This window comes from Marinospirillum sp. (assembly GCF_035271045.1).
Classification (GTDB): domain Bacteria; phylum Pseudomonadota; class Gammaproteobacteria; order Pseudomonadales; family Halomonadaceae; genus Marinospirillum.
Window position 1 is genome coordinate 15,219 of the sequence record NZ_DATESC010000019.1, and the last position, 13,045, is coordinate 28,263.

General features: G+C 41.4%; 14 protein-coding genes and 1 pseudogene. 8 read left to right on the top strand and 7 right to left on the bottom strand.

Annotated features, from left to right (window positions below; genetic code table 11):
- A complete protein-coding gene (locus VJY63_RS07950; protein ID WP_324049720.1) occupies window positions 1-918 on the bottom strand; it encodes a LysR family transcriptional regulator in 918 nt (305 codons plus the stop codon).
- Between the two features lie 242 nt (window positions 919-1,160).
- Between VJY63_RS07950 and VJY63_RS11870 the strand changes: the two are divergent.
- Window positions 1,161-1,247 (top strand): annotated as a pseudogene (locus tag VJY63_RS11870) (hypothetical protein); the annotation flags it as partial.
- A gap of 57 nt (window positions 1,248-1,304) precedes the next feature.
- Here the strand turns inward: VJY63_RS11870 and VJY63_RS07955 are convergent.
- Entirely contained in the window at window positions 1,305-1,673 is a 369-nt protein-coding gene (locus VJY63_RS07955) for a diacylglycerol kinase (RefSeq protein WP_324049722.1), read from the bottom strand.
- Between the two features lie 94 nt (window positions 1,674-1,767).
- On the opposite strand from VJY63_RS07955, the gene VJY63_RS07960 reads away from it, so the two are divergent.
- Complete coding sequence (locus tag VJY63_RS07960; RefSeq protein ID WP_324049724.1) at window positions 1,768-1,884, top strand: helix-turn-helix domain-containing protein; 117 nt, start codon at window positions 1,768-1,770, stop codon at window positions 1,882-1,884.
- Between the two features lie 140 nt (window positions 1,885-2,024).
- On the opposite strand, the gene VJY63_RS07965 is transcribed toward VJY63_RS07960, so the two are convergent.
- The 5 genes from VJY63_RS07965 to VJY63_RS07985 all read right to left on the bottom strand — a co-directional run bounded on the left by VJY63_RS07965 (window position 2,025) and on the right by VJY63_RS07985 (window position 7,092).
- Entirely contained in the window at window positions 2,025-2,354 is a 330-nt protein-coding gene (locus VJY63_RS07965) for a hypothetical protein (protein ID WP_324049726.1), read from the bottom strand.
- 85 nt (window positions 2,355-2,439) lie between these two features.
- Window positions 2,440-3,834, bottom strand: coding sequence for an ATP-binding protein (locus VJY63_RS07970; protein ID WP_324049728.1), 1,395 nt, complete (start codon window positions 3,832-3,834; stop codon window positions 2,440-2,442).
- Between the two features lie 11 nt (window positions 3,835-3,845).
- Window positions 3,846-4,358: an oxidoreductase gene (locus VJY63_RS07975; RefSeq protein ID WP_324049730.1), complete on the bottom strand. Its 513-nt coding sequence runs from the start codon at window positions 4,356-4,358 to the stop codon at window positions 3,846-3,848.
- 99 nt (window positions 4,359-4,457) lie between these two features.
- Window positions 4,458-6,494 (bottom strand): TonB-dependent receptor domain-containing protein, encoded by a 2,037-nt coding sequence (locus tag VJY63_RS07980; RefSeq protein ID WP_324049731.1) that lies wholly within the window; start codon window positions 6,492-6,494, stop codon window positions 4,458-4,460.
- A gap of 226 nt (window positions 6,495-6,720) precedes the next feature.
- The gene (locus tag VJY63_RS07985; protein WP_324049733.1) at window positions 6,721-7,092 is read right to left on the bottom strand and encodes a hypothetical protein; all 372 of its coding nucleotides are present in this window, start codon (window positions 7,090-7,092) and stop codon (window positions 6,721-6,723) included.
- Between the two features lie 120 nt (window positions 7,093-7,212).
- Here VJY63_RS07985 and tcdA point away from each other — a divergent pair, with 120 nt between their 5' ends.
- From tcdA to VJY63_RS08015, 6 genes are all read left to right on the top strand, one after another.
- Window positions 7,213-8,007 (top strand): tRNA cyclic N6-threonylcarbamoyladenosine(37) synthase TcdA, encoded by a 795-nt coding sequence (gene tcdA / locus VJY63_RS07990; RefSeq protein WP_324049735.1) that lies wholly within the window; start codon window positions 7,213-7,215, stop codon window positions 8,005-8,007.
- Window positions 8,008-8,129: 122 nt separating this feature from the next.
- Window positions 8,130-9,467, top strand: a complete 1,338-nt coding sequence (locus VJY63_RS07995) for an NAD(P)/FAD-dependent oxidoreductase (protein ID WP_324049737.1) — start codon at window positions 8,130-8,132, stop codon at window positions 9,465-9,467.
- Between the two features lie 10 nt (window positions 9,468-9,477).
- Window positions 9,478-9,813, top strand: a complete 336-nt coding sequence (locus tag VJY63_RS08000; RefSeq protein ID WP_324049739.1) for a hypothetical protein — start codon at window positions 9,478-9,480, stop codon at window positions 9,811-9,813.
- 102 nt (window positions 9,814-9,915) lie between these two features.
- A complete protein-coding gene (locus VJY63_RS08005; RefSeq protein WP_324049741.1) occupies window positions 9,916-10,782 on the top strand; it encodes an MBL fold metallo-hydrolase in 867 nt (288 codons plus the stop codon).
- A gap of 23 nt (window positions 10,783-10,805) precedes the next feature.
- On the top strand, window positions 10,806-11,231 hold the full coding sequence (locus tag VJY63_RS08010) for a TIGR01244 family sulfur transferase (protein ID WP_324049742.1): 426 nt from the start codon (window positions 10,806-10,808) through the stop codon (window positions 11,229-11,231).
- Between the two features lie 72 nt (window positions 11,232-11,303).
- Window positions 11,304-13,034, top strand: a complete 1,731-nt coding sequence (locus VJY63_RS08015; protein WP_324049744.1) for a SulP family inorganic anion transporter — start codon at window positions 11,304-11,306, stop codon at window positions 13,032-13,034.
- Window positions 13,035-13,045: the final 11 nt, after the last annotated feature.

A 13,045-nucleotide genomic window follows, 5' to 3' on the forward strand; every position in this document is an offset into this window, starting at 1 on the left:
CTATGCTGCGGGTCTTATGCCGGTTAATACTTGCGCTGAAGTTTTGCGTGCAATTTGAATAAAATCAGTAATGAACGCTAGTGTTTGCTGGTTTTCTCTATGTGCTGCATAAAGCGTTCCCCAAGTACCTTCTTTACCAAGCCTACGCGCTGCAACGTAATCTCTTTCTAAGTATTCAGTCATTGCCCAATTGGGTAAGGCACAAACACCGCGATGGCTTGCCACCAGCTGCATCATTAAAATAGTTAATTCTGCTGTTCTTATACCAGCAGGTTCAACAGCAGCAGGGTCTAAAAAGTGGGTAAATACATCTAATAAATTACGCTCTACTGGGTAAGTAATTAAAGTTTCAGCCAGCAAATCTGAGGGTTCTATAAATTCTTTTGTAATAAATGCATGATCTTTAGCGATAGCTAGAAGACTTTCATAACGAAATAAAGGTGAATAAACCACGCCTTCTATTGGGCGAGGGTCAGCAGTAATGACTAAATCTAATTCTTGGCGTTTTAATGCGGGCAAAGGTGCAAAGTGGTGTCCACCCGGAACATCTACCTCAACTTCGGGCCACTTTTTGCGAAAAGCATCCAAGGTTGGCATCAGCCATTGATAACAACTGTGGCACTCAATGGCGAGGTGTAAGCGCCCTGCTTGCCCTTTGGCTAAACGCTGTAAATCTCTATGCGCTGCTTCAAATCTGGGTAGTGCATCATCGGCAAGTTTTAACAAACGTTGACCACTGGGTGTAAATTGCAGTGGCTTACTTTTACGAATGAATAATTCGGTATTTAATAAATGTTCTAGGGTTTTTAATTGGTGCGATAAAGCTGATTGCGTTAGGTGCAGCCTATCTGCGGCATCAACCAAACTGCCAGTAGCCCGCAAAGTAACCAGTGTTTTTAAGTGACGTAATTCAACCATTAACTTTTCTCTTTAAAATCTTATCTTAAAATTTATTCATCTTAAACCAGAAAGACTTGAGTTTAATTCAATTATCAGGCTGAACAACAATGCTTGCAACACCTTACATTCTTGGTTATCCACGCGTTGGCGGACAAAGAGAATTAAAAAAATCGTTGAAGCTTATTGGGCTGGCGATTTAAGTGGTTTGATACTAACTATCATTTACACGGCAAAGCTGAACGTAATGACATGACTGTGGTTTAAAAACTCGTACTTGGGCGGAAGTAACCCCAGCATTAGCAGCAATGATAGAAGCAACACGTCAACTACGCGCAGAAAATAGTTGATTATTAGCTAGATAATCATTAAAACGGCTTTTAGAGAAATCTGAGCACCATTTTTTATTAAATGAAAAGCGGTAGTAAAACAATCAGCCAAACCAGACTGGCCATCATTAACGCAATCAATACCGCTGCTGAGCCAATGTCTTTGGCTTTACCGCTAAGCTCATGCAATTCTTGGCCAATCCTATCTACCACTGCTTCTAGGGCTGAATTAACTAACTCCACCACCAAAACCAGCAATGCGCTAAACACCAGCAACGCTTTTTCAACAGGGCTAACCGGCAGCAATAAAGCGATGGGCAGCAAAATAACGAGGGCAACTATTTCTTGGCGAATGGCGGCTTCACTTTGCCAAGCCGCTTTTAAGCCTAGCCATGAATAGCGGCTGGCATTAATTAAACGACGAATGCCAGTGATTCTAGGTTTCATAATTTTTCCCGTTAAAAATGCTCTATTTTAACTAATCGTGCGTAATTCTCCACCTAGACTCTTTGATTTAGGCGTTGTTACTAAACTAATACCCATGCTAAAAGCCTATAAGTACCGCCTTTATCCAAACCATGAACAGCGAGTGTTGATTGAAAAACACTTTATACGCCAACAGGCGTTAGCTGATCTAGCAGGGCTTGCTAGTGTATAAAGCGTTCCGCTAGACCAACACTCATCAGCGTGAGTGTTGGTCTAGCGAAAGGTGGCAGCTCTAAGCTGTTATGGGTCGCAAAGATTCCCCCATCAAAGCCTAAATGCTTGATGGCGGGAGTAAGTTAAGCGAATAGTTACTTAAAGGTAATGTGCTGTATCAGCTTCTAAGAGATTTAGATTCGTCATGCGAATCCTTAACGAGTTTAAATCTGAATTCAGTTTAAGATTATTTTCAAAAGATGCTTCTAGTAAGCTGCTAAAGTCAGTATTGACTAGGTATTCTCTTGCTTTGCTGTAGTTTTTATTGTTTAAGGCATTAACTATATTTTCTAAGGTGCTGATATGTTCTGTATGAAGATTGCCAATACTTCTTAATCCTTTGTTAATGTCTGTCAATAGCGCTATGTATTTATCATTAAAAGTACGAAAACTTTCTTCTATGCGTTGGTTATTAGCGAACTCTGTCATGCTGTGATACCTCTATTTTTTGATTTTATTTTTTATTCACACCTTGATACTAACAGTCCAGAAAAAGTAAGCAACCTAGATGACTTTAGACTTTCGTCGAGATTTTGGCGGTTTGTATAGGGAGTGTGAAATAAAAACAGCTACCTTCGCTTAAAATGCTGCTGAACCCAATCTTTCCACCCATTTGCTCAACAATACGTTTAGAAATGGCTAAGCCTAAGCCTGTTCCACCATAGCGCCTAGAAATACTGGCATCGGCTTGAGTAAATAGCCCAAACATTTTTTGTTGAACGGTTTCATCAATACCTACCCCTGTATCTTCTATTTCAAAAAATAGCTGGTCAAATGTTAAGCTTACCCTAAGTTCAACTTTGCCTTGTTCAGTAAATTTGATGGCATTGCCCACTAAATTAAGCAGTATTTGGCGCAAACGCCCAGCGTCGGTATGATAGAAAGTGTGCACTTCTGGTGCTATTTTTAAGCTAAGTGTAATGGTTTTATAATTGAGTCCTGCTGCAAAAAAATCAATCACTTCTTTTAATAAAGGCGCTAACTCAACATTTTTATACTCCAATACTAAACGGCCTGCTTCTAACTTAGAAATGTCCATTAACTCATTTAATAGTTTCATTAAAGCCGTAGCACTTTTGTTAATGGCCTGAGTGTATTTGTGCTGCTCTTCATTTAATGACGTTTCAAATAATAACTCACTCATGCCTAATACGCCGTTCATGGGCGTACGAATTTCATGGCTCATGGTTGCTAAAAACTCTGATTTAGCTCGGTTAGCCGCTTCCGATTCTGTAACTGCTACTTCAAGTTCTGTTGCCATTAGTTGGGCTTGCTGCTCTGCACGACGAAATTCAAACATCTTCTTGATTAATAAATAAATAATCAAATTTATTATTGCTGTTAGAAGAACAAGTAATATTATTAAATAACTGTAAAGTTTTCTTAGGTTCTGACGTTTTTCTGTGTTTGTTTGGCTGTTCATGCCTTTTAGTATTGTTACTAGCTCTTCATTAATTCGCTTTAATTCTTGTGATAATTGCAGTAGTTTTGTTAAATTTTTAGTCATTAAAGGGTTGTTTAAAGTAAACTGGTCGTCCATTAATTCAATAATTTTAAATGCTTTTAAACTTAAATTCTGAGTGCGTTTTTTTGAAATTAATAATTGATTATATTGACCATTGCTTAGCAATGTAACTCGACTGTAAAGAATTTCGAATCTTAGTTCAATTTCTTGCCAAAGCTTTAAATTTGGTTGGAATTGATAATAATAAAAAAGAGCATTAAGTTTAAGGTTTTCACGCTCTAATTGATATGCCGCCCATAATGTATCATCACGTTCGGCCGTTTTAATTTCTTGTTCACGATTTTGTAAGGTGAACAGTAATGTGATGACTGCCATCAAAAAAATAATGGCCAGTAAAGGCAATAACCAAAATTTTATTTTGTTATAAAAATTGTTATTATTCATTGTTGTTAATTTTAATAAAATTCAATGGTTTTAACCTGCCAGACAGAGCGGTTATAGTGCATTTCAGTATTTAGATGAGGGTGCTGGTCAAAAGGGTAGATGGTAAAAATAGGACCACGGTCACGAATACGTTGATATTGTCCATTTTTTTTGAGCGCAAAAATGACATCGTATTCTATAAAGTCACTGATTGGTATTTCAGCAATAAAGCCGTTAATTGAGCTGATTTTCATGCGAGTCGCTTCTTCAGCACCGACTGCTTTAATCAATGCACGACCTAAAGGGCCATAATAACGATTGTTGCCTTCAAACCATGGGTTATGCGTAGTCACCTCAATTTGTTCTAGTGATTCAAGTAGGTGCCGATCAAATTCTGCACGTCCTGCTTGATTCGTGTGTTTAATTTCCCCTGTGACGGTCAAAATAATTTTACCTTCTGCGACGGGTAGTTCAGCCATGACTTGACTAGAAAATAATACAACACCTAGCAGTAGGTTGGTTAGGTAAAACAATGGGTGTAACACCGACGCCTCCTAGGTCAATAAACATAATAACAGCCAAGCCACAAGTAGCGCTTGGTTGTTATTATGCCGTTAATAATGCATTAATAATAATGCATCAATTTAGAAGCGATAGTTACCACTAATCCAAATGCTGCGTCCAGGTTCTGTTAGCGTGCCGACTAATGCGTTATCCCCTGTGTTGATTGGGTCTGAACCTGCTGCATTGCGGTTTAAGAAATTAGCGTAGTTTTTATCAAACAGATTGTTGATGCCTGTGGAAATTTCAAGCACTTCAATGGGCTTCCACGCTAGATTTAGATCAATCAAACCATAGCCACTGGTGGCTTTTTCGTTAGCATCGGCGTTTAAGCGGTCAGCTTTATCGGCAAAGCGAAAGGTTGCCGCAACTTCCCAGTTAGCGTTAATCCAATGCTGTGAAACTTGACCTTGATAAGGCGTAATTTGTGCTAAGGTTTCGCTATCGCTACGGTTATCACCACGAAGCAAGTTTAGCTGTCCACGTGTTTCCCAGTTTTTGGCATAGCGAATGGTGCTTTCTAGTTCAATACCATACAGCGCTGCTTTTATATTGCGGTAAGTCGATTTGCCAGCGGTGTTGCTGCGGTAAATGTAGTCAGTGACTTGATTGCTAAACACAACTGCTGAATAGTCTAGGCTGGCGCTTTTTCCCAGTATACCTAAGTCTATTTGATGGCTGGTTTCTGGTTTTAAATCAGGATTACCCACCCAGTTACCGCGCGCCATGTACATTTCGGTTGCATCGCCCATGCGCTGGCTGCGGCTTAGACTTACAAAAGCACGCTGCCATTCACCTAGGTCTTGTTCAAAACGCATAAATGCACCCGTTAACCATTTGTCTCTGCCTACATCGCCACTTATACCATAGGTGCTTTGGTAAAACGAAGCAGGTACAGCGCCATTGGTTGGTTTGCTATTAGCTAAATCGGCTTTTGCTTCAAAATAATCCACCCTGATGCCAGTTGAAACGCGACGGCTAACCCCTAGAAGGTGTTCCACTTCTGCAAAAGCACCTACCTGCCTTTGGGTCACATCGGGCCACATAAAAGCCATTTGTTTAGGTGAGGCATTAGGCGAGCTAATCATGGTTGCTGAACGTTGGTTTTCTAATAGGTTAATACCACCAGTAAACTGATTTAGGCCAAGTTGATACTCAGCCATTAAGCGTCCTGTTAATGTGTCTGAAGTGGTCGGTACAGCCATTTGCATCATGGCTTTGGGGCGTAAAGAAAAATTATCCATGACATGATCGACTTGGCTGTAATTCAAGTTGCCGGTTAGGGTTAGCAGTGGCGTTGCATCATAACGACCTCGTAAACCATAGGTTTTGTTATTACTGATAGGTGAGTCCATACCCGCACCTGCAAACTTAACATCACGTTCACGGGTTTCTTCATAACTGACTTCAAGCCAGCTAGCAGCGTTGGGTGTCCAACCTAAAGCACCGCCACCTTGGGTGGTTTCATAGCCACTCCAAATTTTACGCCCTGCGCCATCTTCGTAGTTACGGGCTTTGCTGTATTCGCCAAAAGCGCGCACATAACCTTTTTTGCCACCAGCTAAGGCATTTCCCCAGCCTTTACCTGCATTGCTGTTGCTATTAAAACTGCTGCCTAGCTGCCCACTAATGGTTGGTTTGTCGGCTGAAAAATCGGGTTGTAGGCGTTCAAAAACCACGGTCCCACCACTACCGCCAGCGCCATGACGCAGTGTTGTCACGCCTTTACTAAGAGTAACTAAGTCATAAGAATTCAGTGCTGCATAGGCGGTGGGTGGATCCATGCGATTAGGGCAGCCACCAAAAACATAAGCACCATCTAACAAGATATTTAAACGGTTTTGTCCCAAACCACGAATGATTGGATCTAAGCCATGACCACCCATGCGATTGGTTGCAATGCCATTTTTTTGTGTCAGCCATTCGCCGGTATCAGCTGTCATGCGTTGTGAGGTTGAGGGTTTAAGTTCAGTGGTTAGGCTGTTAGTTGGTTGGCCGGTTACGACTAAAGGTGGGAGGTCGTTGGCCTGTACGGTTGTAGTAAAAAAAATACTACCTGAAGACAAAAGCGCAGCAACAGCCAACGCCAAGGGGCGGGCTGTAAAAGATGGATTGTGCATAATTTTTTTCCTAAAATCTGAATGAAAGCATTTAAGTAATAAATAACAAGTAAGTATTCAGTTTTAGGGTTTATTGTTTAACGTGAGGCGGCTGACATGAGCAATGGGAACTCCCGCTTCATATTAAGCAACAAACCCGAGTCAAAGTGAACTTAGTCGCAATAGCAAAAACAGCAAGATGTGAGCGCATACAACTGCTTAAAACTGTTGGAAACCAAGGTCTGACTCAGGCTAAAGGTGGTGCTCTTGAAGGGGGCGGTAAGCTTACAAAGATGGGTTGAGTGTTGGATAATTTAAAAGGTAAGGCGTTTGACCGGGCGGGGCAAATAGGCAAAGCAATAAAGGGGATTTCAGCAAGAGTAACAGCAGAAGTGGCAACGCATTGCGGGCAGTGAGAAGAAGGCTGCTGTGATTGAATCTGTTCGCCATCGGCATTAATTAAAATGCGTTGTGGTGCGCCTTGCCAAGAACAAACTTCAATGTAGCCATCGGCGTGAACAACAATGGGCGGTACTGAAAAAGGCGTAAGCACTCGATTGACCATAATAGCCAAGGCAAGTAACAACAGCCAAGTATTCAGATTACGGCTTAGTTTCACGTTTAAAGTGGTTCCTTTATTGACAGGCAGTTAATTTACCAGCTTTTGCTCTATTAGCAACTGCAGGGTATATACTAATTACATAAATTATTGATTCATCTATTTTAAAGGTAGAAAATTTTGATTGGTCAACATTTATCGCACGATTATTTATTTCGTTTTGGCGGTATAGCTCGTCTTTATGGACAAGCTGCTTTGGTTAAGTTGGCTGCATCTAAAGTGGTTGTTATTGGCATTGGCGGTGTGGGTAGTTGGACAGCAGAAGCATTGATAAGAACGGGTGTGGGTGAAATTACGCTTTATGACTTAGATGATGTTTGTACGAGCAACATTAACCGCCAGCTTCATGCGTTAGATAGCACGGTCGGTCAATCAAAAGTAGAAGTAATGGCCAAGCGATTACTGCAAATTAATCCTGAAGCAAAAATTAATGTGCTGAGTCGTTTTATTACACTGAATAATCTTGCTCAAGAGTTAAATCAAGGTTTTGATGTGGTTGTGGATGCAACGGATACAGTGCCTGTAAAAGCCGGCATTATTCATTGGTGTCGCCGTAACAAGGTTGGGTTAGTGGTTGTTGGTGGTGCAGGTGGGCAAGTTGATCCACGTTTAGTGACGACTCAAGATTTAGCCCGTACGACACAAGACCCGCTGTTGGCAAAAGTGCGTAGCTTGTTGCGCCGTGATTATGGTTTTACTCGTGATCTAAAAAAACGCTTTAATGTGGACTGTGTATTTTCTACCGAGCAACTGGTCTACCCGCAGGCCGATGGTAGTGTTGCTTGCCATAAACCCCAAGCAGGTGAAGCGCTTAAATTAGATTGTGCGAGTGGTTTTGGCTCGGCTAGTTTTGTTACTGGTACTTTTGGTTTTGTTGCAGCGCAGCGTGTGATTGAACGTATTGTAAAATGTTGAGATGCATCAGATTTAGTTGAGAAAAATGGCAATATAAACCAAAGTGGTAGCGACATAGCTTTTAAGTTAAAGCTAAATTAATACTAGCTAATAAAAATCTTAAAAAAGCAGGAGCAAGATTTATGTCAAAAAAACACCTTCCTTTTGAAAGCGTTAGTCGAAGGGACCTTTTAAAACTCGGCATGGGTGCCGGTGTGATTGGCCCGTTAGCTTTAACCGCTGGTAACGCTAAAGCGGTTAACACGAAAGCTCACGTTGTTATTGTGGGCGCTGGTGCTGGTGGGCTTTCTATGGCTAATCGTTTAACGAATAGTTTACAAGGCGCTAAAATCACCATTATTGATGCGCGTGAAAAACACTATTATCAACCGGGTTGGACACTAGTTGCTTCGGGTGTATGGAATAAAGAAAAAACCGAAACCCAAGTGGCTGACTGGTTACCTAACAGTGTGAACTGGGTTAAAGGCATGGTGGCTGAATATAATCCAGACAATAACCGTGTAGTGCTTGAAAGTGGTCAACTTGTTGACTATGACTACTTAATTGTAGCGGCGGGCTTGCAATTGCGTTATGAACGCATTGAAGGCATGGATGTTAATTTAATTGGTCAAGGTAAAGGTATTGGCAGTGTTTATGCCAGTATGAATGCAGCAGCAGCCACCAATGATGAAATTAAACGCTGGATTAACCGTGGCAGCGGTACGGGTTTATTTACCTTAGCGCCTACGGCCATTAAGTGTGCTGGCGCACCGTTAAAAATGACATTTACCACTTTGTCCCGACTAGAAAATACTGGTGTGCGAAGTAATTTTAATGTTGAGTTTATGACCCCTTCTGGCAAGTTATTTAGCCAGCCACAGGTTAATGCGTTTGTGCGTCAGCGTTTTGAAGAGCAAAGTGTAAAGCGCAATGATTTTTATACCCTAAAAGCCATTGATGCCGATGCAAAAAAAGCCACTTTTGCCGTACGTGATTCAGCCGATATTGTGCGTGACTATGAGTTTATCCACGTTGTGCCACCCATGACAGCGCCTGATTCTTTAATGCAAAGTCCACTGGCTTTTAAGCAGGGCGAAAACTTTACTGGCTTTATGAAAGTTGACCGTGAAACCTTACAAAACCCCGATTACCCTAACGTCTGGGGTATTGGTGATGTCATGGGGATGGCGCTGAATAAAACTGCTGCCAGTGTAAAAATGCAAGCGGCTGTTTTAGAACAGAACTTTTTAGCACATTTGCAAAATCTTCCGCTACCAGCTAAACACAATGGTTATACTTCTTGCCCACTGATTACAGGTATTGGTAAAGCAATGCTAGTCGAGTTTGGTTGGGCTGATACTATGGCAATGATGCCTTCTTTCTCTTTTATTGATCCTATGGCTGAATCTTGGACTGTCTGGGTAATGAAAGATCGTATGCTGCGTCCCGCTTACTACGCCATGCTTGAAGGCAAGGTTTAAGGAGAACTTGATGACTATTTCCGGTATTTTGACTGTTGTTTGGTATTCTACTTTACCTTGGTTGTGGCTAATTGGATTAATGGTCGTTATCTTTTTAGTACCGCAGTTCTTAGCGCGTATGAAAAGTTACACCTTTGCCAGTAAAGGCGGTATGGGTTCTAAATATGTACCCCCTTTAGTTTTTATTTTGGCCTTATTTTTAGTGCCTATGCAGACTCAATCAAGCATTGCTTATGTGAATACTTGGGTTGATTGGATGAATCTTATTGGTGTTTCTATTGGTTTAAGTATTTATACTTGGTTGGTGTTTCACCCTATTTGTTATATGCGTAATAGCAAAAAATAAGCCTTTAGGGATTTAATTAATTATTAAGCCTTGTCTAAAAAACAAGGCTTTTTTTTGGCTACCAATAAGTTAAACTTAGAAAAAATATATAAGGAATCTCTTATGTTTAAGCCGCAGGTGAACGCTTTTTTTGAGCCAACCACCTTCACTTATAGTTATTTGGTGAGTAATCCGCTGAGTAATCGCTGCGCCATTATTGATTCGGTGCTTGATTTTGATTTTGCTTCGGGTACGACCAACACTGCCAGCGCCGATTTAATCATTGCTATGGTAGAAGCACAGGGTTTACAGGTTGACTGGATTTTAGAAACCCATGTTCATGCCGATCACCTTTCCGCTGCTCAGTATTTACAAGCCAAGCTTGGTGGTAAAATTGCCATAGGCGCAGCAATTAAAACCGTGCAGCAGGTGTTTGGTAAAGCTTTTAATGTTGGTGCAGAGTTTGCTGTGGATGGTAGCCAGTTCGATCAGCTTTTTAGTAACGGCGATACTTTTAAAATAGGTGTGATGGACGTTAAAGTTATGCATACCCCAGGCCACACACCGGCTTGCTTAACCTATGTCATGGGTGATGCTGCTTTTGTAGGTGACACTTTGTTTATGCCTGATTACGGTACGGCGCGTTGTGATTTTCCTGGTGGTGATGCAGCAACTTTATACCAATCTATTCAGACAATTTTTTCCTTGCCACCCAAAACACGTTTATTTATGTGCCATGACTACCTAGCGCCTGGGCGTGATGAATACTGCTATGAAACGACGGTTGCTGAACAGCAGTCTAATATTCACGTTGGAGCAGGGCGAAGTGAAGCAGATTTTGTGGCTTTACGGACACAACGTGATAGCACTTTAGCTATGCCGCGCCTTATATTACCTTCAGTGCAAGTGAATATGCGTGCGGGTCAGTTTCCGCCTGCTGAGGTAAATGGTGTAAGCTATTTGAAAATCCCTTTAAATCAGTTCAAATAAATCCGTTCAAATAGAGTGCAACAATGATTAACCTACCTTTTAAGCGTCAGCTAGATGATTTAATAATTTATGGTCAACTGAATGCTGAGCATATTAATGCACTAGCAGCGACCGGTATTAAAACGCTTATTTTTAATCGTCCAGCAGCTGAAGAACCCAATCAGCCACTAACATCTGAGTTACAAAAAAAAGCCGAAGCGTTAGGAATGAAATGGATTCATCAACCGGTTGCATCGGGTCAGGTAACACAAGAGCAAGGCGTTGAATTTGGTCGCTTGTACGCTGCTGCAGAAAAACCAGTCGTGGCTTTTTGTCGTAGTGGCGCACGTTGTGGCTGTTTGTGGGCGCTTAGCCAAAGACAACAACAATCAGGCAACGAGCTAGTCAATAAAATGAAACAAGCGGGCTTTGATATGCCTGACTTTTTCAAACGCCTTCTTGCCGAATAAAAGGCTTAAAAACTTAAAATGAAACCAACACCTACAAGGCCCTCCGAGAACTCTGAGCTTCAAGGCACAGCCATGCGCCAAGGCCTATGGGGGTTAGTGCGTAGCGGTGTTTATAATCGCCAACTGTTTCGCCAAGATGCAACGGCAGCTTTAATCGTTAGTTTATTGTTAATACCTCAAAGCCTTGCCTATGCGCTCTTGGCTGGCCTGCCTTTACAAGCAGGGCTTTATGCCAGCATTTTACCCGCTATTGCCTATGCTTTATTTGGAACTAGCGGTGTTTTGGCTGTTGGTCCTGTTGCCATCACTTCTTTACTAACCTTTAGTGCTTTAAGCCCTTTGGCATCACCTGGTTCAGATGAATATGTGTTACTGGCTATATTGCTGGCGCTTATGTCGGGTGTTTGTTTGCTACTAATGTCTTTATTACGCATGGGTTTTTTGGCAAATTTTTTAAGTCACCCCGTTATGTCAGCTTTTATTAGCGGTGCTGCTATTATGATTTTATTGGGGCAGTTAAAAGGCATTACTGCGATTCCTGTGCAAGGTACCACTTTGCCAGAGCAGCTCGTTAGCTTCTATCAAGGTTTTAATTACTTACACTTAAAAACTTTATTGTTAGGTAGTACTTTTCTTACTTTTCTTTATTGGTCTCGTAAGTACCTTGCTGATTTATTACAGGGCTTTGGTTTAACTAAAGTTACTGCTGCTTTGCTAGCACGTATGGCACCGTTGGTTTTATTAGTGGTCGCAACGCTTGGGGTTATGCTTTTTAATTTAGATCAGCAAGGTATAAAAATTGTTGGCAACCTTCCCCTTGAGTTACCGCATTTTGAATGGCAAACCATTCAGTTAAGTACCTTAATGACGCTCTTGCCGATGGCGATGATGATTAGTTTAATTGGTTTTGCAGAGTCCATTGCCATTGCCAGAACTTTTGCAGCCAAGCGTAGACAACAGGTCAACAGTAATCGTGAGCTTTTAGGCTTAGGCTTGGCGAATATCGCTGCTGGATTAAGCGCTAGTTTGCCCGTTACTGGCGGGCTTTCGCGCACGGTATTAAACAATGATGCGGGTGCATTAACACCTGTAGCAAGTTTGCTAACAGGTTTGGCTATGGGCGTTATTTTACTTTTCTTTACTGGTTGGCTGTATTACCTACCTCAAGCCATGTTATCCGCCGTTATTATTATTGCTGTCTTATCCTTAGTTGAATGGCGGCAATTGCCTTATTTATGGTATTACAGCCGAGAAGATGCTTGGTCTTGGATGGTGACTTTAAGCGGTGTTTTGTTTTTAGGTTTAGAGCTGGGTTTGTTATTAGGTGTTTTAGTTTCTTTAGCGGCATGGTTGGCTAAAAACAGTCGCCCACACATGGCAGTGGTTGGATTAGTGCCTGGCACTGAACACTACCGTAATGTGCAGCGTTATAAGGTTGAATTACACCCTGCCATCTTGTCGCTACGCATTGATGAAAGCCTAATGTTTGCTAATGCTCAGGAAGTTGAGCAGCAAATTTTAAAAGAAGTCACGCTACACAGCCAGCTGCGCCATGTTGTCTTGATGGGGTCGGGAATTAATCATATTGATGCCAGCGGTGTAGAAATGCTAGATCAGCTTAATAGTTTACTAAATGAGCAAGGCGTTTATTTGCACCTGTCAGAAATTAAAGGCCCTGTGCTGGATAAGTTAAAGCTTATTAAATTTATTGAAGCTTTATCGGGTGAAGTATTTTTAACTCAACACCAAGCGATGCAAACTTTAATAAAAGCTGAAGCAAGTAAGAAAGAAGCATTTATATAAATAATAATTAA